Genomic DNA, 26,132 nt, shown 5'->3' with positions numbered 1-26,132 from the left:
GAGCATGTCTGCCTTTTCCGCCACTCCTGCCGATTGGCTCCAGGGCGCTCGCCCACACACCTGGGCCAATGCCTTCGCCCCCGTTATTGCCGGTACCGGCGCTGCCGCCGCGGCGCATGGTCTGCACTGGGGCCGGGCCTTCTTGGCGCTCATTGTGGCGTGGGCACTCATCATTGGCGTGAACTACGCCAACGACTACTCCGACGGCATTCGCGGCACCGATGATGACCGCACCGGCCCCCAGCGTCTTACCGGCGGTGGGCTGGCCAAGCCGGAGCACGTCAAGTTCGCCGCTTTCGCTTGCTTCGGCGTGGCCGCCATCGCGGGCATCTCACTGTCGCTGGCTGCCAACGCAGCCTGGTTCATTCTGGTTGGCGCCGTGTGTATCGCCGGCGCGTGGTTCTACACCGGCGGCAAGAACCCTTATGGCTACCGCGGGTTTGGGGAAATCGCCATCTTCATCTTCTTCGGACTCGTCGCGGTGCTCGGCACCGAATTCACGCAAGCCGGCCGTATCACGTGGACCGGCCTGGCACTGGCCGTGGGCATTGGCGGCATGAGCTCCGCAGTGAACTTGGCCAACAATATCCGTGACATCCCCTCCGATACAGCCGCCGGAAAGATCACCTTGGCCGTGCGCTTGGGTGATAAGAAATCCCGCACGCTGTTTATGATCCTGCTGCTGCTCCCAGTGCTGCTTACCGTGGGCCTGGCCTTCGATTCCTGGGCGGCGCTGACCTCGCTGCTCTACTTCCCCCTCGCACTAGGCGCTATCCGCACCGTCAACCGCGGTGCGCGCGGGCCCAAACTCATCCCGGTGCTCGGCATGACTGGCCGCGCAATGCTCGTGTGGGCGGTCATAAACGCCCTCGCGTTGGCATTGGTTTAGCGGCCAGCCAGCTCCGCCTGTACCCACTCCTTGTGGGCCTTGCGCTGCGCGGAATACTCCGCCAGAGTCTGGGTAGCTTCCACGCGCCACGTGGAGAAGATCAGCATCGACAGCGGCAGCGCCACGAACAACGCCAACAGAGCCGACACCAGCACGGGGATGGCCACACCAATAGCCATAGCCAGCAGCTGAATCACCACGGTCAGCAGGATGAAGAGCACCAGGCGGGCAGCACCATACTTCCACAGTGCCACACGTGAGCGGCGCTTGAGCGCCGGGTCCGGCTGAGGAGGCTCAGGGATCTGGGACTCGTTGGTCATGTTGTCTGTCTGGCTCATCATTCTCACTTCTGCTTCGCGGGCATTCCGTAGAATACAACGCATGGGTCGTTTGATACTACTAGTCCTGTTTATCCTCGCGGCACTTCTCGTGTGGAAGGCATTTGGGCCATCCAGCTGGAAGAATAAGGCGCAGCAGCAACAGCAGCCGCAGCGCCCCGCAATCAAGGGCCCCGATGATGACGAAGAGTTCCTCTGGAACTTGGAAAAGCAGCGCTTCAAGGAGCGCCGCGCGAAAGAGCGCGAGGCACAGCGCAAAGAAGAAGAGCGCCGCCGGCGCGCACCCAAGCCCCAGAAGCCGGAAGACCCTGACGCCACCGGGGAAGAAAACTAGTTCCTTGGTGTCTTAGGCGTAAACGCCATTTCCAGGTCGAGGGCCTCCGCCACCGCCGCAATCTTTTCCCAGCGCACACCAGAGCCGCCATGCTCGATGGTGTGCAAGGTAGAACGCGACAGACCGGCTTTCTCAGCTAGATCCTGCTGGAGGATGCCTAACTCGCGGCGTCTCTCAGCAAAGACATCACCTAAAGCGATGAGTTGCGGGTTATCGCCGGCCGGTTTGCCCTGTTTGTGCCGGGGTTTATGTGTATCCGCCATTTAGTTCAGCCCCGCGTAGGAGTGCAGGCCGGAGACAACCATATTGATGAAGAACAGGTTGAAGACCATCAGCAGCATCGCCGCGATGTTGAGGTACGGGGCGGCCTTGCGAAACGCCGGGGTGGCGCGGGCATGCAGGTAGGCAGCGTAGAGGATCCAGGTGGCGAAGGAGACAGTTTCCTTCGGGTCCCAACCCCAGTAGCGGCCCCACGCGGACTCAGCCCAAATCGCGCCCAGCACAATACCCAGACCCAAAGTCGGCAGGGTCACCACTCCTAGGCGGTAAGCCAGCTGATCCAACTTCTTTGCTGAGGGCAGCGGGCGGGCAATCGCACCGAAGAAACCATGCTCTCTTCCCTTGCCCTGGTGCACGCGCAGCACACTGAGCAAGGAGGCAATACCGGAGACGATACCGATGGAGGCACCAAGCGAAACCACGGTGACGTGGATGGGCAGCCAGTGTGACTGCAGCGCCGGCACCACGGGGGCGGACTCCGCATACAGCTTCGTGGAGCCGTAGAACATGAGCGCCAGGATCGGGGTCAGCAGCCATGGCCACAGGGTGCGCCACTCCTTGCGCTGCATCGCGATGGTCGCCACCACCATGACGCCGGCAGTCACCATGAGCACGTACTCGTAGAGGTTGCCAAACGGGAATCGACTGGTGGCCAAGCCGCGCAGCACGATGGCAGCCAAGTGCAGTGCGATGCCCAGCCACAGCAGCATCTGCGTCATTCCGCCGAGCTTGTCCGCCTTCTCCTGCTTCTTGGCAAGGTCGGCGTCCTCGCTAAGGCCGGCCGAGGGTGCGTCGCCAAGCACCGCGTCCCCTGCCGGGCCGCCGACGGTAGCCAGCTCGCGCTGCTGGGCCACGGCGGCAGAACGCGCGCGCAGGCCCTCAATGATGCCCTGCATACGGCCGTAGTAGACCAAGGACAACACCAGCGCGAGGGCGTAGATGACGAACGCGGTCTGGACGGCGATGTCGGAGAAGTTGGACAGATTCTGATCAATCTGCATGGATGAGAAACCTTGCCTTCACAATGCTCAAGAAAGTGCTCACTCAACGGAGAGATGAATAGTGCTCATAAGGCTACCCCTCTTCCCTGGCGGTATCCAACTTTTGACTGATAGGTTGCTCACCTTTAGTCGGCGGAATACAGCACGTCTTCCTCAACCTCATCCGGGTCCGGCAGCTCGAGAAGCTCGCGGTGCAACGCGTAGAACTCTTCAGACCAGCCGGCGCGGTCGGTGCGGGCAAGACCACCCATCTCAATATCGGTACCACCATCAGCTGCCGGGCGGATACGTACCCACACGCGGCGGCGCTTAATCACCAAAGAACCAACGAGGGAGACCAACATAATGAGCGAGGACACCAGAACCCATCCCTGGAAGGGGTCATAGGAAATCTGGTAGTTCGCAAACTCGGAGGCACCGTCGAAGCTGATTTTCGTACCGTCATCGAGCGTGACTGACTCGCCCTGGGTGAGGTTGACGCGGTCAATCTTCTGCAGCTGGCCCGACTGGAGGAGACTCGGGTCAAGGGAGAAGAAGCTCTGGGGACGGCCCGTGTCCAAGCCGGCATCGCCGCGATAGATATCGATAGCCACGGCCGGATCATTCATTGCCGGGAAGGAAGACTGCAGGAGCTTTCCGTTTTCGCCCGACCACTCAGCAGTAGGGGCAAAAAGTCCTTGGATGGCGATCTGGTTTTGGCGGCGCTCATACAAGTCCGGGTACATGCCCGCGGGCGGGTCAAAGCGCATCGCGCCCGAGGACAGGAAGTAGGTCATGTCATTGGGTTGGAATTGGATGGTCTGCGTGCGCTTTTCACCGTTGGGCCACTCCACCGTCATCGTCGGCGCGAAGCCGTGCCCCTGCAGGTAGACACGGTTGTTTTCAATGCGCAGCGGGTGGTTTACCTGGAGCTGATAGTCCTCCCAGGTCTCCGGGTCAGTAAAGATGTCATCCCCCACGGCATAGGACACGTTGGAGGTAAACATTTCCGCCTGGCCATTCGGCAGGTAGTCCGCGGTGAAATCGTGTGCCAGGAAGCAGAAGGGGTGGAGCCCGGTGCCGTCGAAAAGCGCGCCCGCACGGAAGGAGTCATACACAGAGGTAGACGTGTTACAGAACTCCGTGGACTGCGTCTGTTCCTGGGCCTGACCGAGTGAGTTCTTCTCCGTGACCACGATGACCTGGCCTTCGTAGGTGACCAGACGGCCGGCCGCCATGGTGAGCAGGATGGCCACGAGCGCGATGTGGAAGATGAGATTGCACAGCTCACGGGCATAGCCACGCTCAGCGGAGAAAGACTGGGCGCCAGCGCGATCCTTGTCCGGAGAAACCTCCGACACGCGCCACTTCTTCAGCATGGTCGTCGTCGCTGCGGCGATCTCCTCCGGGGATTTCTCCGAGTGCCCGGTGGCGTTGAGGGGCATCTTTTCCAGGTACTTCGGCGCGCGCGTAGGTGGGGTCTTCCATGCCTTGTAGTGATCCCAGGAGCGCGGGATGATGCAGCCCACCAAAGAAATCATGAGCAGAACGTAGATGGCCTGGAACCACACGGAGGAGAAAACATCGAAAAGCTGCAGCTTATCGTAGATTTCCGCGACGGTGCCGTTGGTTGCGATGAAGTCATCGACGTTGGACTCGTTGAGCGAGCGCTGCGGCAGGAGAGAGCCCGGAATTGCTGCGATGGCCAATAGGAAAAGCAGCGCCAGAGCCGTTCGCATGCTGGTTAGCCAGTGCCAGGCCTTGCGGATGTACCTCACGAAAGAATCTCTCCTTAAATCAGCGTCGTCGCGCCATAAGACACGGTCCACTGACGGATGGCGTTGATAAAGATTTCCCACAGCCCAGTCACCAAGGCTAGCCCCACAAGAATCATGGCGATGCCACCGAAAATCTGGATGGCGCGGGAGTGCTTGCGCATCCAGGAAATGGTGCGCATGGCCTTGGCCGAGCCGAGGGCCACGAGCAGGAAGGGCAGGCCCAGCCCCAAGCAATAGCCGATGATGAGGATGGTGCCGCGCAGCGCGGTGGTTCCCTCAGTTCCGGCAGACACGGACAGGATGGCGGCCAGCGTGGGCCCCAAGCAGGGTGTCCACCCCAGCGCAAACACGCCGCCGAGCAGTGGGGCGCCCAGCCACGTGGTCCACCGCTTCGGCGTCATGCGCGTGTCCTTCTGCAGCACCGGCACCATGCCCATGAACACCACACCCATGAGGATGGTGATGATACCGCCCACCCGCATAAGAGTGTCTGCGTTCAGCATGAGCACAGAAATTGCACCAAAAACAGACACCGTAGCCAGCACGAAGACGACGGTAAAGCCTAGAACAAACAGTGCTGCAGCGCCCACGACGGCCCATTGCCTGCGCTTGCCGACGCCCACCCCCAACTCCTCGTCGTAGCTGACCTCACCGCCGACCACGGAGGCGAGGTAGGACATGTAGCCGGGCACGAGGGGAATCACGCAAGGCGAAGCAAAGGACACTAATCCCGCCGCGGCAGCGGCCAGAATTCCTAGAAGAAGAGGGCCGGCTGCGGCGGCGTCGGCAAAGCTCTGCCCTACCCCATCGGCGGCAAGGATCACTGTTCCTTCTCCAGCTCGTCGACGACCTCGAGAACCATGTCCTCTGTAATCTCAGTCAGGAAGACCGCCGCCGGACGGTGCTGCTTATCCAACACGATGGTGGTGGGCACCACGGACGTCGGCACGCCACCGAGGGCCGCGGCCGTCTTGAACGGCGGGTCGTAGATGGACGGGTACTCCAAGCCATTATCGGCCATAAAGTCCCGGGAAATCTCCGGGTTAAAGTCCTTGACGTTAATGCCCAACACGGTGCCAATGTTGCGCTTCTGCAGCTCCGCGTGGATGGCCTGGAGATCATCCGACTCGGAACGGCAGGGCGCGCACCACTGACCCCAGGAGTTGAGCACGACGATCTGGTCCTTGAAATCAGATAGGCGAATCGTCGTGGACTCGTCCCGCAGATCTTCGCCGGAGAAATCCTTCAGTGGTTTGCGGTCCGCTTCGTCATAACGAATGGTGGTCTGACCACCGGGAGAGATGAACTGGAATGTGCCACCGGAGGCCACTGCGTTTTGCGAATTCTCCTCGCTCTGCGAGCAGCCCGCGAGCAACAGCGCAGCCAAGACAACGGCCATGCCGTTTTTCAGATGTTTCATTAGATATCCTGCGCGGGCGCGGAATAGAAGATGTCCACGATCTCACGGTCGCGGTAAACCAGCGAGGTCACCGAGGCCAAGTCGCACTCACGGTCCCACGGCGCATGTGCCAGGCGCTTGCCCAACACCGTGCGCTGCACCATCACGATGGGCAGCTGGTGGGACACCACGATGGCCTCATGACCCTCAGCCTTGGCACGGGCGCGCTCGGCGGCATCCATCATGCGCGCGGCAATCTGCTCGAAAGGCTCGCCCCACGAGGGCTTGAGCGGGTTGACCATGAGCGGCCAGCGCTGCGGGTTCCACAGCTGCGAGTTCCAGCCCTTGGTGCGCAGGCCTTCGAAACGGTTGCCGGATTCGATGACGCCTTTATCGACGTCCACCTCAAGCCCCGTCACCTTCGCAATCGGTTGCGCAGTTTCCTGCGCGCGCTGCAGCGGCGATGCCGCCAGGTAGGTGACGTCGTGGTCTTCGAAGGCCTGCGCGGTGCGCGCCGCCATGGAATGTCCGCGGGAGGATAGGTGGTATCCCGGGATGCGTCCGTAGAGGATCTTGTCCGGGTTGTAGACCTCGCCGTGGCGGACGAAGTGGACGATAGTGGTGGACATAAGCCTGGTGGTATCCCCTCGTAGTGGTTGATTTACTGCGGGCGCTGCGCGCTAGCGGCGGCCTGGGCGGCAGGCTTCAACGCGGCCTCGATTACCTCAAAATCATTGTCCATCAGCGCATCGGACACAAACCACGTCTCGAACGCTGACGGCGGAACGTAGACACCGCCCTCCAGCAGAGCGTGGAAGAAAGGTGCGAAACGCCAAGTATCGGCCGCCTGCATGTCGGCGAAGTTGTGGCCTTGGCCCTCCGCAAAGCGAATGGAGAACATCGACTCTGCTCGCTGAATGTGGTGCGCCACGCCGGCGGCATCGAGTGCCGCCGTTATCAGGCCGGTGAGGCGGTCAGCATTGGCCTGCAGGCGCGGGTAGAGCTCTTCGTCGGCCAACTCCAAAGACGCCAGGCCGGAGGCCATGGCGACCGGGTTTCCGGAAAGGGTTCCTGCCTGGTAGACGGGGCCTGCCGGTGCCAGCGATGCCATGACATCAGCGCGGCCGCCGAAGGCAGCGGCAGGCAAGCCACCAGAGACCACCTTGCCGAAGGTCACCAAGTCACCAGCCACGCCATCGACGCCGAACCAGCCCTTGTGGGAGGTGCGGAAGCCGGTCATGACTTCATCGAGAATAAGCAGGGCGCCGTCGGCATGCGCGATCTCCTTGAGTGCCGCATTAAAGCCCTCTTGCGGTGCAACCGTGCCCATGTTGCCAGCAGCTGCCTCGGCGATGATGCAGGCAATCTCCCCTGGATGCGCGGCGAAAGCGTCGCGCACGGCATCGAGATCGTTGTACGGGACGACGATGGTGTCAGCAGCCGAGGCTCCAGTCACGCCCGGGGAATCCGGCAGCGCAAAGGTCGCCACGCCGGAGCCTGCCGACGCCAACAGCGCATCCACGTGACCGTGGTAGCACCCTTCAAACTTGAGAACCTTCGCGCGGCCAGTAAACCCGCGGGCAAGGCGCACAGCGGACATCGTTGCCTCAGTACCGGAGTTGACCAGGCGCACCTGCTCAGCGGCAGTGCGCTCCACGATGCGCTCCGCCAGCAGCGTCTCGCCCTCGGTCGGGGCGCCGAAGGAAAGGCCATCGGCAGCCGCCTTCTGCACTGCCTCCACGATGGCGGGGTGAGCATTGCCGTGAATCATCGGGCCATAGGAGCTCACCAAGTCGACGTATTCGTTGCCATCGATATCCCACAAACGGGACCCCTCGCCGCGGGCGATAACGCGGGCTTGGCCGCCCACGGAGCCGAAGGCACGGACCGGGGAATTCACACCGCCCGGGGTGACCTTGGTGGCGCGGTCAAACCACTGGGCGGACTGAGTCGTATTCTGGGAGGAATTCTGCTGGCTAGAGTTAGGCATAGCCCACATTGTATCGGTTTTAGCCCTATACAAAAGTTTGAGTCCCTGCCAGTAGTTATCCTCCTACCCAGACGCTTCATCCAGACGTCGTCCTGTTCTCATCCTGCAGCGTTGCCCCAGTACCGCTATGCTGGCAGCACAACCACATTCTTATGACTCGCCCTTCGCACAGGGGGTGCGCTGCGGGCGAGCCTTACACCGAGGGGGATCCACATGGCCACGCGCCGCATTCTCATAATTCTTGCCTGCCTTCCACTCGCTTCCTGCGCTACGGCGCAAACGGAATCCACTGAGCCAGCCCAGCCGACGTCCACAACCTCCCATTCACCGGTCGCTGGAATTGCCACAGATTCTTGGCAGCCGGGTGCTGCGCCCCAACCCGTCACACGCTTCGGCGACACCACTTCCGTAGCGCCAACGCCTGATGACGTCGAGAAGCAACCCGCACCGCCAGCAGCCGAGCCGCTAGTCGAGACACCAGCCGCAGCACCTTCGCCTACCCACGTGCCTTCGCCACAGGTAGCCACCGTCACCGTTCATGCACCGGCTCCGCGTCCCGCGCCACCGCAGCGCCACAAGCCCAAACTAGAACTCCCGGAACCTCCACGCGTACCGACCTCTATCCCGTTCCCGCCAGAAGTTCAGGATGGTCTCGACCAGCTCCCCAAGCTGCCGCCTCTGCCCAAGGCAGAGGATGTTTACATCGACGTACCTTTCTAAACGCCACTACACCGCATAACCCACAAACCTCTAGGGGTATACCCTGATCTACCTCCGATATTCCCCCTCCAGGCATGACAAGGGGCGCTTTCTAGAGTTAACCTGAATCCAGTCTTATTCACGGCGTAAAGGTTAGGAATTCATGAACAAGAAAGCTCTCGGCATCACAGCAGGAGCCCTCGCGGCGGTTCTCCTCGCCGGCGGTGGTGGCTATTACGCGCTCACCAGTGGTTCCTCTGATATCCAGTTGACTGCCGCCGACGTCACCACGGCAGCCAAAGAGGACCTCATCAGCTCCGTGTCCGCAACCGGCACGGTGGCTGCTGAGCGCGAGCTTTCCCTGACCACCTCGCTCACCGGACCTATCCAGTCCCTCGACGCCAAGGTCGGCGACCGCGTCGACTCCCAGCAACTGCTTGGACGGATGGACACCACCGACACCGAGCGCGAGCTCGAAGCCCAGCGCACAGCACAAGAGGCAAGCAAACTGGAATCCGTCCACCAGATCGAGGACGCCCAGCTGCAGCTGCGCCAACTGCAAGACTCCCTCGACCAAGGCCTCAACCCTGAGGTCAACAGCGCCCAGTCCGCCGTCAATTCGGCTCAGACCGAGTACGCCGAAGCGCAGAAAAAGCTCGATGAAGCCCTCGCCACCAAGGGCGACCGCCCCGAAGTTGCGGAGGCCCGCGCTGCCGTCGACCAAGCACGCACCGGAGTGCGGGACGCCGAGTCCACGTCCTTCCAGGCAGCGCTCGCCTCCATTGGCACCGCCGCCGAAGACCCCTCTGGCGTTCAGACCGCCAGTGCCATCTTGAGCTACCTCGACTCTGACGAGGCCGTGTCAGAAGCCGAGCGCCAGCTCAAGGACACCGAAGATTCCTACAACCGCGTCCTCCGTGGCATCGACCGCGAGCTCGGCGAGCAGCAGCGCGCCACCTCGGCGTCCTACCAGGCGGTGTCGGATGCCGAACGTGCACTGCAGGCCAGCAACCTGGCCATCGAACAGCAAATCGCCGCCCAATCCCAAGCGGTGAATCATGCGGTGGAAACGGCGACGTCGGCAAGCGCCAGCAACGCCAAGGAAAATGGGCCTCTTGAATACAGGCTGTCCCAGGCCGATTTGCGCTCCCCGTTGGCCGGTGTCATCACCGCCGTCAATGGTCAGGCCGGCATGCCCGCCGAAGGCCCCATCCTCACCGTGGCGGATGATTCCACACTCCTGGTGAAGTCCACGGTCAAGGAAGGCGACATCGCCCAGATCAAGGTCGGCGACGAAGTCACGTTCACCACGCCGTCGAGCCCCGGCAAGGAATACAAGGGAAAGGTCACCTTCATCTCCCCCACCGCTGAGCAGCCCATGTCCGCTGAATCCGGCGCAGGGTCCTCCAGCGGCGGTGGTGGCGGAGGCTCCTCCAAGCCTGAATTCCCTGTGGACATCCGCGTCGAAGGTAACCGCGAGGGCCTGCGCCTAGGTTCCACAACGAAGGCCAAGATCATCACGGAACAGAACAAGAACGCCATCACCGTGCCGCTGTCCGCCATTTTTGAGGACCACGGAAAAAAGTCCGTACTCGTTGTGGAGAATGGCGAAATCCACGCCCGCACGGTCACCGTAGCTACCGAGTCCGCCTTCGCCGCCGCTATCGCCTCCGGTGTGAAGGAAGGCGATACCGTCATCACCCAGGCCGATATGTACAAGGACATGGTCGGCCAGGCAGCCACCGTCGCCGGCGCGGATGAGAACGCATGAGCCGCCTCATTGAGATGCGGGGCATTGTCAAACGCTTCAACGAGGGCCTCGACAGCGAGTTGACCGTCATCCCCGGCCTAGATTTCTCGGTGGACGAAGGCGAGTTCGTGGCCGTGGTGGGCCAGTCCGGTTCCGGTAAGTCCACGCTCATGAACATCATCGGCCTGCTCGACCGCCCCACCGCCGGCGAGTACCAGCTGGCGGGCGTGGATGCGCTGGCGCTTGGCGACGACAAACTGGCCTCCTTCCGCGGCCAAAAAATCGGTTTCATCTTCCAGAATTTCAACCTGATCGGCCGTATGTCCGCGCTGAAGAACGTGGAGATGCCCATGGTTTATGCCGGGGTTTCCACCCACGAGCGCACCCAGCGGGCACAGAACCTCCTGGAGATGGTCGGCATGAGCGACCGCATGAACCACCTGCCCAACGAGCTTTCTGGTGGTCAAAAGCAGCGCGTGGCTGTAGCCCGCGCCCTGGCCAACCAGCCGGATATTCTGCTGGCAGACGAGCCCACCGGCGCACTGGATTCGCAGACGGGACGTATGGTCATGGACTTGTTCCACGAACTGCACCGCACACACGGAAAGACCATCTTGTTCATTACCCACAACCCAGAGCTGGCCGAGGAATGTAGCCGCATCGTCACGATGAAGGACGGTGTTCTGTCATGAATTTCGCTGAATCAACCAAGATGGCGCTGACTAGCCTGCGCACCAACAAGATGCGCTCGGCACTGACGCTGTTGGGTGTCATCATCGGCATCGCCGCGGTCATCGCCATCGTCACGCTGGGCCATTCCTTGCAGGCCTCCGTGCAAAAGGACTTGGACAAGGTGGGCGCCAATAACTTCACCGTCCAGGTCAAAGAGCGCCCGGAGGAAGGCGAAGAGGAAGAGGCAGATGACCCCTTCATGGGCGGTGGTTTCGTCGACGACGAGTCCTCCATGCTCACCCCAGACATGCTGGACCGTGCCAAAGAGATCATGGGGGAACAGATCGCCGGCATCAATATCGGCGAGTACAACTCCTATTCCGGCGCGTTCGTCGCCGAAGGCGACGAACAGGAGAAAACTGCCAACCTCCTTGTCCGCCCCACTAACCCAGACTATGTCTCGGGCTCATCCTATTCCATCGTGGCCGGGCGCTTCCTCAGCGAAGACGATATCGATTCCAGCCGGTCAGTAACCATGCTGGATAAAGAAACCGCCACCAAGCTTTTCGGCGCTCCTGAAGACGCCATTGGCCAATACGTAAGCTTCGAACCCCACGAGGCCTCCCCGATTGAGCTGGCCGTCATCGGCGTCTTTGAAGAGCCTCAGACCGGACCTCTGGTGGGCGGCGGCCCCAGCCAAACTGCCTTCGTTCCTTACCCACTTGAGGCCGAGCTTTCCGATTCCCCCGGTGCCGGCACCGCCTTCAACCAAGTCACCGTTCGCGGCAACCCGGACTTGGACAAGGCCGCGGTGGCTAGCAACCTGCAGCGCGTCTTCGATAGCTACTACAAGGACAACCCCGACTACATGGTGAAGGTGACCGACTTCAGCGATGACCTCGCGTCCCTCAACCAGATCTTCACCACGATGAGCTTGGTTCTCGCGGCCATCGGCGGTATCTCACTGCTCGTCGGCGGCATCGGCGTGATGAACATTATGCTTATCACCGTCACGGAGCGCACCCGCGAGATTGGCATCCGCAAGGCGCTTGGTGCACGCCGCCGCGATATCCGCATCCAGTTCATCACGGAGGCCATCGTCGTCTGCCTCATCGGTGGTCTCATCGGCATCGCCATCGGCACCGCCGCCGGCATGGCGGGCGCGGCCGCCATCGGCTCACTCGTGGCACCACCGCTCTGGGCAGTCATCCTCTCGCTGCTCTTCTCGCTGGCTATTGGCCTCTTCTTCGGCTACTACCCCGCGGGCAAGGCCGCGAAGCTGGACCCGATTGAGGCGCTGCGCTACGAATAACCCCACTCGCCCTCCTGACTTATCGGGCATTCTGAAGCCCAAAAGCTCGGTGGGACTTCGTATTCGATACGCGGTGCGTGTTTGAGATCTTCGCGCATCAAGCCCCCTCCTGCCGGTACTCTCAGCTATCAAGGGGCACTCATGAAACTATTGCAGCGAGAACTAGGTCCTTCTGAAGCAGCGACCATTCTTAGCGTATTACCCTTGTCGCGCCGAAATACCTACCTAAACTGGGCTCCAAAGACCAAAACCTAGAGCGACAAATAGCGGCATTGAAAAAGAAAAAGTCTTTCGCTGCTTCACCGACACTGCTAGTGACTCCTCCACGCACCGCCCCGGCCTCGACGGGACACTCAACTACCTGCGCCCTGGTGACCAACTCACCATCACAAGCATGGACAGACTGGCACGCTCCCTTATCGACCTCCACCGCCTAGTCGATGACCTCACCGCACGTGAGGTGTCCGTGAAGTCTCTCAAAGAGGGTCAAACCGGCTCTTCCGGTTTCGGGGTGCGTAGCGGGGTGAGGTAGAAAACGACGGGTTCAGCGGGTCACCACAACATGTGGATCCTTTTTTGGAGATCCCGAAAGGCCGCAGTTGCGGCATTTTTTCCACATAGTCCGTGAACTCCAGCCCCTGGTGGAGAGGAATGTGAACAGATATAGACACCTTGTACACCAACCCAATATGGATTCGTGGTCATCCTAGGGCGAAATACCAGCTGTAGTCCGTCGTTTTCTCCACCAATAATGTCCCCATTGTGGAAGTTCCTATTGGACGATTCCATTTGCTGCGGGTTAATACTTTTGCTCATAACAATTTGATCACGGAACCCTGGAGCAAATCTTTCTATTTGTTCAGTGACTAGCCCTGTAGCGTCTCCTGAGTATCCTTTAGGCACATGCGCATATGCGTAAATTGGATTTAGATTTCCATTGCTGCGTGCAGGATCTGCCATATATTGCTGTCCGACAAGGACGAACGGTCGTGAAGGCATCTTTCCTTTAGCTCTTAAAGATTCGGAAAGTAGTGTTTCTTTGGCATTGCCACCAAGGTGGACAGTGCCTGCACGTCTACAATGTGAATTTTTCCAAGGGATGTCTCCGCTGATTGCATAGTCAACTTTGAAAGCGGAAGATCCAGATCTAAAATTTGAGTATTGCTTTTTAATTCTTGATGGCATCTCATCTCCATATAAGGAGAGGATCTGTTGGGGAGAAAGATCTAGAAGAACAAGATCTGCGGTTGGAATATCCCTTTTCGAAATAACGGGACTGTTAGTGTGGATCGTTACGTTCTTTTGGGTGAGAGCTTTTTCTAGAGCCGCTACAATTGCGCCAGATCCTCCTTTCGCTACCGGCCAACCCCACTGGTGGGCTGCAGCAGCGAGCATTATTCCGAGCGATGCAGTTAGCGGTCGGTCGAGAGAGGTAAAAGCGTGGGCTGCGATTCCCCCAAACAATGCTTTGCCCGCTTCGGTTTTAAACATGCGCATAAGTGTTGAGGCTGGCAGAGAAGCATATGGGGCGAACTTGGCAAGAGTGACCGGGTGTTGAGGAATATGAAGAAGTGGGCGGAAAATGTCCTCCGTCAGGAGGTCGAAGTTCCTTACGTTGCTCCCGACTATCTTTCTCCAGATGTCTCCGTCGACTCCCAGATGTTCGACAGTTTTGTCTAGAGACCTATACAGGATCCCAGCCCGTCCATCATCCAGAGGGTGAGCGCAGTCAACTTCAGACCATGCCCATTCTAAACCGTACTTCTCTAGTTCTACCTCTTTCCAAAAACTTGATCCGACACCGAAAGGATGAAACGCTGAACAGTGGTCATGTGTCAGTCTGGGGAGCGTGTATTCCCCGGATCGTGCACCGCCTCCAATAGAAGAATTAGCTTCAAGTATTGTCACCTCAATATCGTGATCGGCGAGGAAAAGGGCCGCTGCTAAACCATTAGGGCCTGCTCCAACGATAACGGCGTTTGTCATGGTTCTTCCTTCTTATTGTTGTTCATCATTTGTTCAACTGGTTGAGGTGTTTAGCTGGGGTGTACCCCAGTAGAACCCACGGGGATGGACTTCATGGCCCAGCCCAGCCCACCCATGGAAATGGCGCAGGCAACGAAAAAGATCACTGAGGGCCACAGGCGGCTAAAGCCCTCCGACTTATCCAGCGCTGCTGCCCACACAGCCTCAAAGGCACCGGAGAAAATCAACACGAACCACGACATAGCCAGCCCTTTCTGGCCGTCTTGTCGCGTCACCGGGTACGGCTCCCTCGTCCGGGGCTCGCATGAATCGCGGCGAGCCTGCCCACAATGATGGCACACTGGGCGGCATGAAGATTGCATTCCTTGGTACTGGCCGCATGGGCACCGAGCTCGCCCGACACCTCCTCGACCACCATGAGCTCACCGTGTGGAACCGCACCGCCGAGCGCGCGCAGCCGCTGGTCGACGCCGGCGCTACCCTCGCCGATTCCCCCACCGCCGCCGTGGAGGACGCAGAGGTCATCATCACCTCGCTCTTTGGGCCCGATGACATCCGTGAACAGGTCATTGACGCCAACCTCATCCCGAAGGGCGTGACCTGGATCGACACCACGACCATCTCCCCCGATGCCGCCCGTGAATTCGCCGCCGCGGTCGACTCATATGTCCACGCGCCCGTCGTCGGTTCGCTAGGCCCGGCGCGGGAGGGAAAGCTCGGCGTCTATGTGGGCACGCCTGACGACGATCGCCGCGAGCTCGCCATGACCATTGCCGAGCTCTGGGCCGACGAGAACAAGCTCATCGGCGTCGAATCCGCCGCCACCGCAGCGATTGGCAAACTCCTGGCCAACCTGGCCCTCGCCGTTACTGCGGAAGGTCTGCTCGAGGCTCTTCAGCTCGGCGAGTCCGAAGGCCTTGATTCTGAGGTCATCCTCGAAATGCTCGACATCACCGGCCTCGCCTTCATGAAGAACATGAAGGGCCCGTTCATCACCGGCGAGCGCAACACCACTCCAGGCGACTTCACCGTGGACGCCCTGTGCAAGGACGCCAAGCTCATGGAGATGACCGCCAACAAGCCACTCCCAGCCCTCGCCGCCGTCATTCAGCGCTTTGAGGAGCAGCAGGCCATGGGCCACGGCGACCAAGATTTCTCCTCCATCTTCGTCTTCCGCAACAAGGGATAGCCCAGCAGCTAGGCGACCTGCTTTCCGACGAACTCTTGCTCTACTTCAACGAAGCACGCCGTACACGAGCGATTGCTTCGTCGGCAGATAGTGTCCCTGCGGCTACCTCGCGGCCCAGCTGGCGCACGTACTCATCAGTCACATCGTGGCCTGCCAAACGCATCGCAGCGTCACTCAGCGCTAGCGGATCACGCTCGGGGTCTTCATCTTTTACTAGATTCGGATTCAATACACGACTCCTAACGCGACGAAAAAGCGTTCCTGACGGCACGATAATTGAAGCAATCCCTATTTAACTTGCGCCTTAGCGATAGCAATTGCTTCCTCGACCGTCATGTCTCCTGAAGCGACGGCACGGACAAGCGATTCCTGTTCCGCATCCATATTGTGTCCAGCTAGCAGTGAAACCCCCTTTGCAAAAGTCACGCTTTCCTCAACGCTCTTCTGTTGACTTGCTACCCTTGCCAACTAGGCCCTCCCGAGTTACCAGCTTTAATTGACCTCATTTTAGCAGCTCATAACACCAATCCCAAGGGTGTTTCCCATCTCGAGAAGAACATTCAGGGCGTGCATTTTGCTACACTCAATCAATAAGTTTTCACTATTGTCTTGTCACACAATGTAAGGAGATCGCTGCCCAGCAATGCTTTCCATCGACGCCGATTATGGGCATTCCACGCCCCTTGGACACCTTGAGAAGAACTTCGCCCTGGGCCACATCTATGGCCTCGCTGGCCCCAATGGTTCGGGTAAGTCCACGTTGCTCGCAACGCTCGGCGGGGAGCTTGCGCCTCTCGATGGATCAGTGGAGTGGGACGGTCACCCCATCGGCACGAAGGAACAGCCGGGCGCTGTGATTACGGTGGCCGAGCCGGTTTTCCTCCCCGACCTCACCGTGGGCGAGCACCTGGACTTGATGGGGAAGGCGGCAGGGGTGGACGTCGCCAAGCTCTGCGAACTCTGGGCGCTTGAGCCTCTCCTTCCGCACCCAGCCTCGCGCCTGTCCTCGGGCCAGCGCCAGCGCGTGTTCTTGGCCGCGCAACTATACCAGCCGGCACGTGCAGTGCTTATCGACGAGCCCGAGCGCCACCTCGACGCCGCCTGGACCGAGTTCCTCGCCAGCGAATTGCGCTACCTAGCCGACGAGGAGAATCGCTGCATCGTCGTGGCCTCGCATTCCGACACCATCACCCAGGCCTGCGACGAGGTGGTACAGCTGTGATGCGCGTGCTATCGCGGCTAGGTGATGGCATTTGGTACCTCATCCTCGCCGGCATCGTCTTCGGCTTCGGTTATACAGTCTGGCAAGAAGTCGGCGCCGTTTTGCCTGCCATCCCGGCGCGCATCACGCTGACTGGTATCGCTCCGATTGCCGGCATCGTGGGACTGCTCGCGCTCATGGTGCTCACCGAGGTTCTCTATCCCCTGCGCGCACTGTCGCGGGAACGCTGGGTTTACGTTGACCGGCCGCGCGGCAAGCTCCGTGGTACGGACTGGATCACATGGACGCAGCTGATCGGCTTCGGGATCTTGGGCCTCGGCATCTGCGTGTCCACCGGGCTATCCCCGTGGTTCGCGCTGGCAGTCCCGGCCCTGCGTTTTGTCGTGGGATGGCGCTCGTTCACGCTGGCTTCGCTTCTCAGAGCTGGGCGCACACGCCTAGTCGGCGGTTCTGGCCTAAGCCTTCTCGATTCGGAGGTCACCTCTGACGCCATTGCGAGCCAATCCGCGTGGATTCCTCGTCGCGCCCATGCACCTTCCACGTTGTCTGGTCTCTTCTTCCGTCGTTTGGGACGACGGTGGTACATCGGCGTCGGTGCGCTCGCGGCCCTCGGCTTGACGTTGGGGCTCGCCCCACAGTTCGGGGCGCTGGCTATGGTCGGCTTCATGTCTGCGTGGGGCATCGTTGGCGCGGCGGTTGGGCGCGCTGCCTCCTTCGGCCGCGTCAACGACGATGCATGGCCAGACTGGGGCCTTCCCCTTATAGCTTCTGTGGGCACGGCACTCCTTGGCGCCGGTATCCTCGCCTTGGTGTGGAAGCTCTCCGCCATCGCAGTGGCGCTCATCATCGCTGGTCTTAGCTGGGCGTCGTTTAAGCGTTCCCGCCCGGCACGGGTAGACAGCATGTCCATGCTGGATAGCGGCGGCTTCGGTGTTTCCTTCTCCCCCGAGGTGCTGCACTACGTTACCCGCGGCGCTCTCGGTCTTGGCGTGGCGGCCCTTGCGCTGGGGCATTAGCCGGGGCTAGTCTTTCGGGCATGAAGATTTTTTCCTAATTCGACGTCACTCTTTTTACGCGACTTACTCGAAGGTGGATTTCTTCATGCCTATTTCTTTTTCTCATCTCACCGTCGTTTGGCCCGACGGTACCCCCTGTTTCACGGAACTCACCGGCTCGTTTTCCTCCCACTTCACAGGCTTAGTTGGGGCGAATGGTTCCGGAAAATCAACGCTGGCCAAGGTGCTTGCTGGCCTCATTCCCCCGTCTTCGGGAACGGTATCCGCGGGCTCAGTCGTCTATGTCGACCAGGATTTAGGCCTCCACACGTCTGACACCATCGCCGATGTCTTTGGCGCGACAGAGATCCTCAACGCCATTGACCGCATTGAGGCAGGCGAATACTCGGAAGAGCTCGCCACCACTGTTGGTGAGCAGTGGGATTTGGCAGAGCGCATCGAGGCGGCTCTCGACGCCGCGGATATCCCCTTCCCGCTGGATCGCACTATCGGCACATTGTCTGGCGGTGAAGCCGTGACCGTGGCGCTGACCGCAGCTTTCCTTCGCAACCCGGATTTCCTGATCCTCGACGAGCCCACCAATAACCTGGACTCCGAATCTCGTCAGCGCTTACTCGAGCTCATTCGCACCGCACCGATGCCGGTTCTCGTCGTCTCACACGACCGCGAACTCCTCGAGCACGCGGATTGCATCGCTGAGCTCTACCACGGAACTCTGCGCGAGTTCGAGGGAAACTACTCCTCCTACCGCGCAGCGATTGATGCCGAGCAGGATTCCGCGCAGGCCAAGGTCCGGGAAACCAAGGCCGAACACCGCAAACAAATTCGCGAGCGCGCCGCCATGCAGACCCGCCTTGCTCGCGATGCCCGCCGCGGCAAGAATTTCGCCGACTCGAAGCGCAAACCCGGCATGGCCATGGGCAATGACAAGAACCGTTCTGAGCGCTCCGCTGCTGGGCGTTCTCAACAGGCCAACGATGCAGTTGCTGCCGCCCAGTCGGCACACGACAAGGCACAGCGCGCGCTTCGCGACGACACCCATGTCCACATCGACCTCCCCGGCACTGAGCTGCCCGCGGGAACCCGCGTGCTCGTGAGCGATCTGCTCAGCATTACTGGCCCCGTGCGCGTTCGCCTCGCCGGGCCCAACGGCAGCGGCAAGACCACATTCCTCAACCGCGTAGCCCGCGGCGACGTCGAGTACGCGCTGCCCTGCGGGTACATCCGCCAGCGCATCGTCTTGCCTGCGGAGGAGTCGGTGCTCGACATCGTCCGGGAGGCCAACCCCAGCGCGGACCCGCAGTTCCTGCGCGATCAGCTGGCCCAGATGCTCTTTGTCGGTGACAAGATCCACCAGCCCGTGGGCCAGCTTTCTGGCGGCGAACGCTTCCGCGTCGAAATCGCCCGCGTCCTGCTCAGCGATCCGGCCCCGCGCTTTCTGCTTCTCGACGAACCAACGAATAACCTCGACATCCCCACCACCGACTGGCTGGTTGAGGTGCTCACGAGCTACCACGGAGCATTCATCCTGGTCAGCCACGACGAGCACGTATGCGAGCAGCTAAACCTCACAACGACCGTTTCCATGGATGACTACAACTCGCTCCGTGAAACGGAGTACCTTCTGCGTTCCCCTCGCAACGCACAACGTCTGCGTGACTCCATCGAAGAGCTGAAGGCATCTGACAAAAGGCATCAGTCATAAGGCGTTTTCACGGCTAAAAACGCCTTCTACACATTGCAGATGGCGTTTTCAGGCCCAAAGATGCCTTATACCTGATGCCTTTTGCTGGACGCCCTTTGTGAGGCGCCACAAGGAGAGACAGCGAGCTAGCTGACAAGCCCCTGCGCAGCGGCTCGGGCACCGGCGATAACAGCGGGTACGCCGACGCCATCGGCCCAGGCGCCGGTGGCGGCGATGCCGGAGACGTCGGCAAGCGCGGCGCGGACAGCAGCGAGCGTAGACAGGTACTTCTCGTCGTAGCGAGGGATACCGCCGAACCAGCGCTGCGTGTAGATCTCTTCCACGCCGGCAGCACGCCCGTCGAAGCCAGTGATCTTTTGCAGGTCATCAAGGGCATAGTCCACGAGATCATCCTCGTCCGCACGCACGATGGCGTCATCGCCAAAGCGGCCGAAGGACGCACGCACGAGGAAACCTTCGCGCTCGCCCAAGTGCGGCCACTTGTTAGAGGAAAGCGTGAAGGCCTTGGCGCGCACGCCGGGCTCGTCGGAGGCGACGAGGATGCCGGTGGCGTCGGGAAGCGCGTTGCCCTCTGGGTCCGTGGCGGAAGCAAAGTTGAAGCCGACGACCACGGAGGAGGCCAACTGAATCGTGGCAAGCTGTTCAGCGGCCTCCGGAGCTACGGCCTTGAGCAGTCGCGCGGTCGTTGGGGCAGGGGTGGCAAAGAGCACGCGGTCGAAGGGCCCGATATCTCCCGGAGCGCCCTTGACCTCAAAGGCATCGCCCTTGCGGGTAACACCGGAGATGAAGGTATCGAGGTGAATCTGCGCGCCGGATTTCTCTGCCAGAGCCTCGTAGAGTTCGGCGTAGCCGCCCTTGAAGGTGCCAAAGACGGAACCCTCAGCGGGGCTGCGGCCAGACTCGATCTGCTTAATCGCTGCAGACAGCGTCACCGGGCCATCCTGCGCCATAGTGTCCAAGGTCGCCGCCAGGTGCGGAAGCGTCGCGCGCAGGCCCAGGTCATCGGCAACGCAGGAGTACACACCACCGAGCAGCGCAGAGACCACGTGGTCCACCACGTCATCGCCGTACTGCTGGCGCACGAGCTCACCGACGGACACATCACCGCCAATCTCCCACTCGAAAGGCTGCTCGTTGGTGATGCGCTCGTTGGTTGCAGCAGAGAAGAAGTCCTGCGGCTGGGACGGAATACCCATGACCCCGCCTTGCGGCAGGAAGTGCAGCTCGCCGCCGGTATAGACACGCGGGCGCAGCTCGGCATTGGGTTCCACGATGGACTCGTGCAGGCCCAGCTCGGTAAAGAAATCGACGGCGTCTCGGCGGCGGCGGATAAAGGCTTCCGCGCCCATGTCGGTCGGCCCGCCGTTAAACGGCACGGTGTGCAGTTTTCCTCCGATGCGGTCGGCTGCTTCGAAAACGTATACCTCGTGGGAACGCAGCTCCCAGGCGGCGGTGAGTCCTGCTAGTCCAGCACCGATGATCGCGATCTTCATTTAGCCCTCCTCGTGGATGATGGCGACGGCGCGGGTGATGGCGTCGGCGTCGGTAGTCGGCAGAACCCCATGTCCGAGGTTCCAGATGTGTCCCTTCACGTCGCCGCGAGCGCGTGCGGAATCGACCTCAGACTTGATGGTACGCACGGCTTGGCGCACGGCGTCGTCGCCAGCAAAGAGCAGGGCGGGGTCGAGGTTGCCCTGCAGGATGTCGGCGTTGACGCGGGCGGCCGCCGCGTCCATGGTTACGCGGTAGTCCACGCCCATGACCTCGGAGCCGGCCTCCGACATCGCGCCGAGCAATTCGCCCGTGCCCACGCCGAAGTGGATGCGCGGCACGCGGCCTTCAGCGGCCTTGAGGATCTGTGCCGAATAAGGCAGCACGAACTCGCGGTAGTCGCGCTCATTGAGGTAGCCCGCCCACGAATCGAAGAGCTGCATGGCGTCAATGCCAGCATCGAGTTGTAGCTCCAAGAACGCGATGATCGTCGGGGTCAGGCGCTCCATGAGACGGTGCCAGGTGTCCGGCTCGGAATGCATCAGCGCCTTGGTGCGCTCGTGATTCTTCGAGGGCCCGCCTTCGATGAGGTAGCTAGCCAGGGTAAAAGGCGCTCCGACGAAGCCGATGAGGGCCTGCTGATCGGTAAGCTCGTTCAGGATGATCTCAATGCCTTGGCGGACCTCGGGCACGTCGACGTTGAGAACCGGCAGGTTGGCCACGTCCTCCTTGGTGCGCACTGGGGCATCCATGACGGGGCCGCGACCGGGGACGATCTCTACGCCCACGCCCGCTGCCTTGAGCGGGACAACGATATCGCTAAAAAGGATGGCGCCATCAACGTCGTGGCGGCGCACCGGCTGCAGGGTAATCTCCGCCAGCAGCTCTGGCATGAAACAGGAATCCAACATGCCGATTCCCTCGCGAACCTTGCGGTATTCCGGCAAGGAACGACCCGCCTGGCGCATAAACCAGACGGGCGGGCGGGACGGGGTACGGCCGGAAGCGGCCTCAATAAGCGGCGCGGCAGACAGACGAGACATACCGTCCATTATGAATCAAAAGTTGGAGCCGACGCTAATCACGACCGCTCAGCACGGCGGGCCTTGATGAAGGCTGAGGATTCCGGATGGAAGATGAAGTACATCCCCACCATGAGCACCAGAGGAACAATCAGCAACGCCATTCCACCCACACCGGCGATGAGCGCAGCCACGCTGACGAACATGGCATAGACCGACACTGCCGTGATGATGCGGCGAGCCCATACCCAACCACTAGCCAGTTGCGCGGAGCACGCCGCGATAACCACCGCGCTCACGATATGAGAGATGGCGGCAAAGCGGGTATTGAAGCGGATATAGTCCACCTGCTCCACGCTCAGTTCTGGGTTGTTGATCCGGGAGTAGGAGCCAAACAGGCCCACCATGCCGGCGGTGAGCATAAAGACTGCTCCGACAACGAAGATCCAATAGGCAATGCGCAGCTGCGAGGGCCACGAGGAATAGTCCTGATCGCCCTTCTTCTTTTTCCTGCGGGAGCTGCGGTTATAATCCGCGGGGCCGGGGCGATCGGTCATGAGCGGTCGTCCTTTGAGTTTTTCTTGTCTGTGTTTTTATCGTTGTCTTTATTTTTGTCTTTATCGCGCTGGGCCTGGTTATCCAAGCGACGTTGTTCTTCCATTTCCTTGCGCATCTGGCGCATCTGCTCCATCTCGCCGGTGTACTCCAGAACCTCTTCCTTGCTAGAGAAAATCAGGCCCATGATGGCGGCTACGCCCACGAGAATCTGCACCGCGCCATCGACCACAAACAGCCAATCCGGCACGTTCGCCCCAGCCGGGCTGCTGAGGAAGACGATGAGCACGCGGAAGCCAAAGTAGAGGGAGAAAGCAAACCACAGACGCCGGCCCGTGCCGGCTGCCTTGGAGTTACTGTTGATCATCCACAGCATGACGCCCAGCAGCACCACAATGGCCAGGGAAATCAGCGAGCTCAGCACCAGCGAGCCGTAGCCCACGATCTGGACGAAAGAATCCGTCATCTCCTGTCCGGAGCGCTCCGCGGCTGACTCCGCAGTGCTGCGAGCCTGGGCGAAAAGCTCATCGCGGTTGAGCAGCGTCAGGGTAATACTCAGGACGAGGTGCACTGCTTCGAGTATTAGCGCAACGGTCCACACCTTGAGCATGAGGGAGACGGCTTCGGTGCGCTTGGGGTTCTTGGCGGCCTCGTCCTGCGGCTTATCAGACGGCGCGGTATTCGGGCTGAGCGTCACGACTCTCCTTGAAGCGTCAGATTATGCGAGCAGGCGGGCAGCGTCCGTGGCGAAGTACGTCAGAATCTGATCCGCACCAGCGCGCTTGAACGCGGTCAAGGACTCCAGCATAACGGCCTCGCCGTCGATCCACCCGTTCTGGGATGCCGCCTGAATCATCGCATACTCACCGGACACCTGGTAAACGGCAACCGGAACGGAGGAACGCTCGACGGCACCCGCCAGCACGTCGAGGTAGGGCAAGCCTGGCTTCACCATGACAATGTCCGCGCCCTCTTCGATGTCGAGGTCCACTTCCAACATGGATTCGCGGTAATTGCGCGGGTCCTGCTGGTAGGTGCGGCGATCGCCTTCCAGGGACGAACCCACAGCATCGCGGAAAGGCCCAAAGAAGGCCGAAGCGTACTTGGCCGAATAAGCCATAATGGCGACGTCCTCGTGCCCGGCCTCATCGAGGGCCTCACGGATGGCGGCGATCTGGCCATCCATCATGCCGGACGGGCTGACCATGTGTGCGCCGGCGCGGGCCTGGGAGCGAGCCATGTCCTGATAGAGTTCCACGGTTTCGTCGTTAAGCACGCGGCCCTGGTCGTCGAGCACACCACAGTGCCCGTGAGAGGTGAATTCATCCAGACAGGTATCCGCCATGACGATGAGGTCATCGCCGAATTCCTGACGCAGCTCCGCAATCGCAACGTTGAGGATGCCCTGCGGATCCCAGGCCACGGAGCCAGTCGCATCCTTGTCTTCCTCGCGCGGAACACCGAAAAGGTCAACGCAGGTCACGCCAGCATCAAGAGCCTCGTGTGCGGCACGTTTGAGGGACTCGACGGTGTGCTGCTGCACGCCAGGCATGGACGGGATATCGCGGGGCGCATCCAGCCCGTCGACGACGAACATCGGAAGGATGAGGTCGGAAGGACGCAGCGACGTTTCCGCAACCAGGTTCCGGAGGGCCGGGGTCTGACGCAGACGACGGGGGCGGCGAACAATGCTCATAAGTAGGAACTCTCCTTCGAGCTTCGAGACAATCTATACCTTCCCCGACTCTAGTCGCCCCTCCTAGGACCGCCCAGATGTGGTCGATGCAGACTTCTTCCGCGAGCGGCGCTTCTTGCGGGGAGCAGGCAAATTGCCGGCGGCGCGGAGGGCGGCGACGTGGTCTGCGAGGGCGTCGACAAGCATCGGCACATCGGCGATCTCCGGGACGACGTCCACGCGCAGGCCCACCTCCTCGGCCGCAGCCTTGGTGGAGGGCCCGATGCAGGCGATGATGGTACGCGCATGCGGCTTGCCCGCGATGCCCACGAGGTTGCGCACCGTGGACGGCGAAGTAAAGGCCACGGCGTCAAAGCCACCAGACTTGATCATGTCACGGATTTCCGCCGCCGGCGGGGCCGCACGTACGGTGCGATAAGCCACGACGTCATCAACTTCCCAGCCCAAGTCCAACAGGCCATCAACCAGCACATCACCAGCGATATCGGCACGCGGCAGCAGCACGCGACCCACCGCATCGATGTCCTCAACGTAGGTGGGGAAGACCTCCACGAGGCCCTCCGCGTTCTGCTTCGTGGGCTTCGGCATGACCTCCGGGATCATGCCTTTCGCACGAATGGCATCGGCAGTCTTCTGCCCCACCGCAGCAAGGTGCACACCGGCGAAGTCACGAGCATCGAGGCCGAGCTCAGCAATCTTGTCCCACACCGCGCTTACCGCGTTGACGGAGGTGAAGACAATCCACTTGTAGCGGCCCTCCACAATGCCCTTGATGGCGCGATCCATCTGCGCCGGGTTGCGCGGCGGCTCCACAGAGATGGTGGGCACCGACTGCGGAATAGCACCGTGACCTGCCAGGCGAGCACTCATCGCCGCCGCCTGCTCCTTCGTGCGCGGCACCAGCACGCGCCAGCCGTACAGGGAACGGTTTTCCCACCACGAATACTTCGAACGGTCATCAAAGCTGCGGCCCAAGGTCACCACGAGCACGCCCGGCAACTCCGCATCGAGCTTGCCCAAAGTACCCAGAGTCGTCTCATGGGTACGCTGCAGACGCGTCGTGCCATGCACGGTGACATACGCCTCGGTCTCGGCGGGCATACCGCGCTCCACCAGCTCGCGAGAAATCACCGGCAAGTCATCAGCAGTGGCCTGCAGAACGAGCGGCTGCGTCGCGGATGCCAGCTCGTCCCAGTCAGCGCCTTCCGTAATATCTGCCTCGGTATACGTCGCTCCCAGAGCAATGCCCGCAAAGGACGGCACCGTCGACGGCAGGGACATGCCCGGTACCACCTGAAACTCCATTCCGGCATTCGCCACGGCAGAAATCTCCGCCTTAATGGACTCACGGTTGAGCGGATTACCCGTGACGAGACGAATCACGTCGCGGCCCTCAGCGCGTTCAAGCGCGCCACGCAGTTGCTTGACGACGTCCCCCTCAGGTTCCTCAAACACCGCCGCCGTTGGCGGTGCCGGACGTAGCGGCTTACGACGAGCTCCTGCCTCCTTGGCGGCGGCGCAGATGCGCTCGTATTCTTCCTCGGCGGCGTCGATAAGCTCTTGCGGCACCGGTACCTGCAGGGCGACCATCTCACGCACGCCGGAGGAAACTTCAGCGTCCGTCACAGCGATGGCAGACGTTTCCAGAACCTCGCGGGCACGGACAGTTAGCAGATCAGGGTTGCCAGGGCCGGCGCCGACGAAAACAACTTTGCCCACTTCAGCCTGGGTATCCGGCACGGCATTGCTCATAAGGTTCTTTTCTAGTTTGTGGATTCCGGGGGATTCCTGCGCCGCTCACCACGGCGGGAGAGTAAAGCCCACCCTTCA

28 protein-coding genes, 1 pseudogene and 1 riboswitch are annotated in these 26,132 nt (G+C 60.9%); of the genes and pseudogenes, 11 read left to right on the top strand and 18 right to left on the bottom strand.

The annotated features are described in order from the left end of the window. The first annotated feature begins 4 nt into the window (after window positions 1–4). Window positions 5–889, top strand: coding sequence for a 1,4-dihydroxy-2-naphthoate polyprenyltransferase (locus tag NX84_RS02840; RefSeq protein WP_039673536.1), 885 nt, complete (start codon window positions 5–7; stop codon window positions 887–889). Here NX84_RS02840 and NX84_RS02835 read toward each other — a convergent pair. Beyond that, complete coding sequence (locus NX84_RS02835; RefSeq protein ID WP_039673641.1) at window positions 886–1,227, bottom strand: DUF4229 domain-containing protein; 342 nt, start codon at window positions 1,225–1,227, stop codon at window positions 886–888. The genes NX84_RS02840 and NX84_RS02835 overlap by 4 nt on opposite strands. A gap of 43 nt (window positions 1,228–1,270) precedes the next feature. Here NX84_RS02835 and NX84_RS02830 point away from each other — a divergent pair, with 43 nt between their 5' ends. Beyond that, complete coding sequence (locus NX84_RS02830; protein WP_039673535.1) at window positions 1,271–1,561, top strand: hypothetical protein; 291 nt, start codon at window positions 1,271–1,273, stop codon at window positions 1,559–1,561. Here NX84_RS02830 and NX84_RS02825 read toward each other — a convergent pair. The 7 genes from NX84_RS02825 to hemL form a co-directional block, all read right to left on the bottom strand. After that, window positions 1,558–1,824: a helix-turn-helix domain-containing protein gene (locus tag NX84_RS02825; RefSeq protein ID WP_039673533.1), complete on the bottom strand. Its 267-nt coding sequence runs from the start codon at window positions 1,822–1,824 to the stop codon at window positions 1,558–1,560. The genes NX84_RS02830 and NX84_RS02825 overlap by 4 nt on opposite strands. Next, window positions 1,825–2,841 carry a c-type cytochrome biogenesis protein CcsB gene (gene ccsB, locus NX84_RS02820; protein WP_039673531.1) on the bottom strand — a complete coding sequence of 339 codons (1,017 nt, stop codon included), beginning with the start codon at window positions 2,839–2,841 and terminating at the stop codon, window positions 1,825–1,827. Between the two features lie 125 nt (window positions 2,842–2,966). Beyond that, window positions 2,967–4,598, bottom strand: a complete 1,632-nt coding sequence (locus NX84_RS02815) for a cytochrome c biogenesis protein ResB (protein WP_039673529.1) — start codon at window positions 4,596–4,598, stop codon at window positions 2,967–2,969. Between the two features lie 14 nt (window positions 4,599–4,612). After that, entirely contained in the window at window positions 4,613–5,422 is an 810-nt protein-coding gene (locus NX84_RS02810; protein WP_039673527.1) for a cytochrome c biogenesis CcdA family protein, read from the bottom strand. Continuing rightward, window positions 5,419–6,018 carry a TlpA disulfide reductase family protein gene (locus NX84_RS02805; RefSeq protein WP_052319635.1) on the bottom strand — a complete coding sequence of 200 codons (600 nt, stop codon included), beginning with the start codon at window positions 6,016–6,018 and terminating at the stop codon, window positions 5,419–5,421. The genes NX84_RS02810 and NX84_RS02805 overlap by 4 nt, the downstream gene beginning before the upstream one ends. Beyond that, entirely contained in the window at window positions 6,018–6,626 is a 609-nt protein-coding gene (locus NX84_RS02800) for a histidine phosphatase family protein (protein ID WP_039673525.1), read from the bottom strand. Before NX84_RS02800 ends, NX84_RS02805 begins: the two co-directional genes overlap by 1 nt. 32 nt (window positions 6,627–6,658) lie before the next feature. Beyond that, a complete protein-coding gene (hemL, locus tag NX84_RS02795; protein ID WP_052319634.1) occupies window positions 6,659–7,996 on the bottom strand; it encodes a glutamate-1-semialdehyde 2,1-aminomutase in 1,338 nt (445 codons plus the stop codon). Between the two features lie 204 nt (window positions 7,997–8,200). Here hemL and NX84_RS02790 point away from each other — a divergent pair, with 204 nt between their 5' ends. The 5 genes from NX84_RS02790 to NX84_RS12480 all read left to right on the top strand — a co-directional run bounded on the left by NX84_RS02790 (window position 8,201) and on the right by NX84_RS12480 (window position 12,952). Further along, a complete protein-coding gene (locus tag NX84_RS02790; RefSeq protein WP_039673521.1) occupies window positions 8,201–8,707 on the top strand; it encodes a hypothetical protein in 507 nt (168 codons plus the stop codon). A gap of 142 nt (window positions 8,708–8,849) precedes the next feature. Continuing rightward, window positions 8,850–10,457 carry a permuted SH3 domain-containing protein gene (locus tag NX84_RS02785; RefSeq protein WP_039673519.1) on the top strand — a complete coding sequence of 536 codons (1,608 nt, stop codon included), beginning with the start codon at window positions 8,850–8,852 and terminating at the stop codon, window positions 10,455–10,457. After that, a complete protein-coding gene (locus NX84_RS02780) occupies window positions 10,454–11,128 on the top strand; it encodes an ABC transporter ATP-binding protein (RefSeq protein WP_039673517.1) in 675 nt (224 codons plus the stop codon). Before NX84_RS02785 ends, NX84_RS02780 begins: the two co-directional genes overlap by 4 nt. After that, window positions 11,125–12,420: an ABC transporter permease gene (locus tag NX84_RS02775; protein WP_039673515.1), complete on the top strand. Its 1,296-nt coding sequence runs from the start codon at window positions 11,125–11,127 to the stop codon at window positions 12,418–12,420. Before NX84_RS02780 ends, NX84_RS02775 begins: the two co-directional genes overlap by 4 nt. A gap of 271 nt (window positions 12,421–12,691) precedes the next feature. After that, window positions 12,692–12,952, top strand: a complete 261-nt coding sequence (locus NX84_RS12480) for a recombinase family protein (RefSeq protein WP_231913998.1) — start codon at window positions 12,692–12,694, stop codon at window positions 12,950–12,952. 20 nt (window positions 12,953–12,972) lie between these two features. Here NX84_RS12480 and NX84_RS12475 read toward each other — a convergent pair whose 3' ends face one another. Beyond that, window positions 12,973–14,406 (bottom strand): phytoene desaturase family protein, encoded by a 1,434-nt coding sequence (locus tag NX84_RS12475; protein WP_082013888.1) that lies wholly within the window; start codon window positions 14,404–14,406, stop codon window positions 12,973–12,975. A 71-nt stretch (window positions 14,407–14,477) separates the two neighbouring features. Next, window positions 14,478–14,648 (bottom strand): annotated as a pseudogene (locus tag NX84_RS02770) (DMT family transporter); the annotation flags it as partial. Window positions 14,649–14,659: 11 nt separating this feature from the next. After that, window positions 14,660–14,730, bottom strand: a riboswitch (guanidine-III (ykkC-III) riboswitch). 25 nt (window positions 14,731–14,755) lie between these two features. On the opposite strand from NX84_RS02770, the gene NX84_RS02765 reads away from it, so the two are divergent. Next, entirely contained in the window at window positions 14,756–15,595 is an 840-nt protein-coding gene (locus tag NX84_RS02765; protein WP_039673635.1) for an NAD(P)-dependent oxidoreductase, read from the top strand. A 40-nt stretch (window positions 15,596–15,635) separates the two neighbouring features. Here NX84_RS02765 and NX84_RS12750 read toward each other — a convergent pair whose 3' ends face one another. Next, window positions 15,636–15,824, bottom strand: a complete 189-nt coding sequence (locus NX84_RS12750; RefSeq protein WP_126297590.1) for a hypothetical protein — start codon at window positions 15,822–15,824, stop codon at window positions 15,636–15,638. A gap of 59 nt (window positions 15,825–15,883) precedes the next feature. After that, complete coding sequence (locus NX84_RS12910) at window positions 15,884–16,021, bottom strand: hypothetical protein (protein WP_169744698.1); 138 nt, start codon at window positions 16,019–16,021, stop codon at window positions 15,884–15,886. 217 nt (window positions 16,022–16,238) lie between these two features. Between NX84_RS12910 and NX84_RS02755 the strand changes: the two genes are divergently transcribed. From NX84_RS02755 to NX84_RS02745, 3 genes are all read left to right on the top strand, one after another. Further along, window positions 16,239–16,817, top strand: a complete 579-nt coding sequence (locus tag NX84_RS02755; RefSeq protein WP_039673512.1) for an ABC transporter ATP-binding protein — start codon at window positions 16,239–16,241, stop codon at window positions 16,815–16,817. Continuing rightward, window positions 16,817–17,833, top strand: a complete 1,017-nt coding sequence (locus NX84_RS02750; protein WP_039673510.1) for a hypothetical protein — start codon at window positions 16,817–16,819, stop codon at window positions 17,831–17,833. The genes NX84_RS02755 and NX84_RS02750 overlap by 1 nt, the downstream gene beginning before the upstream one ends. A gap of 85 nt (window positions 17,834–17,918) precedes the next feature. Next, window positions 17,919–19,538 carry an ATP-binding cassette domain-containing protein gene (locus NX84_RS02745; protein WP_111689404.1) on the top strand — a complete coding sequence of 540 codons (1,620 nt, stop codon included), beginning with the start codon at window positions 17,919–17,921 and terminating at the stop codon, window positions 19,536–19,538. Between the two features lie 125 nt (window positions 19,539–19,663). Here the strand turns inward: NX84_RS02745 and NX84_RS02740 are convergent, their stop codons facing one another. From NX84_RS02740 to NX84_RS02715, 6 genes are all read right to left on the bottom strand, one after another. After that, the gene (locus tag NX84_RS02740) at window positions 19,664–21,031 is read right to left on the bottom strand and encodes a protoporphyrinogen oxidase (protein ID WP_039673508.1); all 1,368 of its coding nucleotides are present in this window, start codon (window positions 21,029–21,031) and stop codon (window positions 19,664–19,666) included. Continuing rightward, window positions 21,032–22,072, bottom strand: coding sequence for a uroporphyrinogen decarboxylase (gene hemE / locus NX84_RS02735; RefSeq protein WP_039673506.1), 1,041 nt, complete (start codon window positions 22,070–22,072; stop codon window positions 21,032–21,034). It abuts the gene before it with no gap. Between the two features lie 38 nt (window positions 22,073–22,110). Beyond that, window positions 22,111–22,608, bottom strand: coding sequence for a hypothetical protein (locus tag NX84_RS02730; protein ID WP_039673504.1), 498 nt, complete (start codon window positions 22,606–22,608; stop codon window positions 22,111–22,113). Continuing rightward, window positions 22,605–23,303 carry a hypothetical protein gene (locus tag NX84_RS02725; protein ID WP_039673502.1) on the bottom strand — a complete coding sequence of 233 codons (699 nt, stop codon included), beginning with the start codon at window positions 23,301–23,303 and terminating at the stop codon, window positions 22,605–22,607. Before NX84_RS02725 ends, NX84_RS02730 begins: the two co-directional genes overlap by 4 nt. Window positions 23,304–23,324: 21 nt before the next feature. Next, the gene (hemB, locus tag NX84_RS02720) at window positions 23,325–24,302 is read right to left on the bottom strand and encodes a porphobilinogen synthase (RefSeq protein WP_039673500.1); all 978 of its coding nucleotides are present in this window, start codon (window positions 24,300–24,302) and stop codon (window positions 23,325–23,327) included. 63 nt (window positions 24,303–24,365) lie between these two features. Next, entirely contained in the window at window positions 24,366–26,054 is a 1,689-nt protein-coding gene (locus NX84_RS02715) for a bifunctional uroporphyrinogen-III C-methyltransferase/uroporphyrinogen-III synthase (protein WP_052319633.1), read from the bottom strand. Between the last annotated feature and the right edge of the window lie 78 nt (window positions 26,055–26,132).

Source organism: Corynebacterium minutissimum (assembly GCF_000805675.1).
GTDB classification, from domain to species: Bacteria; Actinomycetota; Actinomycetes; order Mycobacteriales; family Mycobacteriaceae; genus Corynebacterium; species Corynebacterium minutissimum.
The sequence above is the reverse complement of the archived record's forward strand: the minus strand, read 5'-3'. Positions and strand labels throughout refer to the sequence as shown.

Bases quoted from the DNA above. Each gene is read 5' to 3' on its own strand.
- NX84_RS02840 (WP_039673536.1), top strand. From the start codon at position 5: ATGTCTGCCTTTTCCGCCACTCCTGCCGATTGGCTCCAGGGCGCTCGC.
- NX84_RS02835 (WP_039673641.1), bottom strand. From the start codon at position 1,227: ATGAGCCAGACAGACAACATGACCAACGAGTCCCAGATCCCTGAGCCT.
- NX84_RS02830 (WP_039673535.1), top strand. From the start codon at position 1,271: ATGGGTCGTTTGATACTACTAGTCCTGTTTATCCTCGCGGCACTTCTC.
- NX84_RS02825 (WP_039673533.1), bottom strand. From the start codon at position 1,824: ATGGCGGATACACATAAACCCCGGCACAAACAGGGCAAACCGGCCGGC.
- ccsB (WP_039673531.1), bottom strand. From the start codon at position 2,841: ATGCAGATTGATCAGAATCTGTCCAACTTCTCCGACATCGCCGTCCAG.
- NX84_RS02805 (WP_052319635.1), bottom strand. From the start codon at position 6,018: ATGAAACATCTGAAAAACGGCATGGCCGTTGTCTTGGCTGCGCTGTTG.
- NX84_RS02800 (WP_039673525.1), bottom strand. From the start codon at position 6,626: ATGTCCACCACTATCGTCCACTTCGTCCGCCACGGCGAGGTCTACAAC.
- hemL (WP_052319634.1), bottom strand. From the start codon at position 7,996: ATGTGGGCTATGCCTAACTCTAGCCAGCAGAATTCCTCCCAGAATACG.
- NX84_RS02790 (WP_039673521.1), top strand. From the start codon at position 8,201: ATGGCCACGCGCCGCATTCTCATAATTCTTGCCTGCCTTCCACTCGCT.
- NX84_RS02785 (WP_039673519.1), top strand. From the start codon at position 8,850: ATGAACAAGAAAGCTCTCGGCATCACAGCAGGAGCCCTCGCGGCGGTT.
- NX84_RS02780 (WP_039673517.1), top strand. From the start codon at position 10,454: ATGAGCCGCCTCATTGAGATGCGGGGCATTGTCAAACGCTTCAACGAG.
- NX84_RS02775 (WP_039673515.1), top strand. From the start codon at position 11,125: ATGAATTTCGCTGAATCAACCAAGATGGCGCTGACTAGCCTGCGCACC.
- NX84_RS12475 (WP_082013888.1), bottom strand. From the start codon at position 14,406: ATGACAAACGCCGTTATCGTTGGAGCAGGCCCTAATGGTTTAGCAGCG.
- NX84_RS02765 (WP_039673635.1), top strand. From the start codon at position 14,756: ATGAAGATTGCATTCCTTGGTACTGGCCGCATGGGCACCGAGCTCGCC.
- NX84_RS02755 (WP_039673512.1), top strand. From the start codon at position 16,239: ATGCTTTCCATCGACGCCGATTATGGGCATTCCACGCCCCTTGGACAC.
- NX84_RS02750 (WP_039673510.1), top strand. From the start codon at position 16,817: ATGCGCGTGCTATCGCGGCTAGGTGATGGCATTTGGTACCTCATCCTC.
- NX84_RS02745 (WP_111689404.1), top strand. From the start codon at position 17,919: ATGCCTATTTCTTTTTCTCATCTCACCGTCGTTTGGCCCGACGGTACC.
- NX84_RS02740 (WP_039673508.1), bottom strand. From the start codon at position 21,031: ATGAAGATCGCGATCATCGGTGCTGGACTAGCAGGACTCACCGCCGCC.
- hemE (WP_039673506.1), bottom strand. From the start codon at position 22,072: ATGTCTCGTCTGTCTGCCGCGCCGCTTATTGAGGCCGCTTCCGGCCGT.
- NX84_RS02730 (WP_039673504.1), bottom strand. From the start codon at position 22,608: ATGACCGATCGCCCCGGCCCCGCGGATTATAACCGCAGCTCCCGCAGG.
- hemB (WP_039673500.1), bottom strand. From the start codon at position 24,302: ATGAGCATTGTTCGCCGCCCCCGTCGTCTGCGTCAGACCCCGGCCCTC.
- NX84_RS02715 (WP_052319633.1), bottom strand. From the start codon at position 26,054: ATGAGCAATGCCGTGCCGGATACCCAGGCTGAAGTGGGCAAAGTTGTT.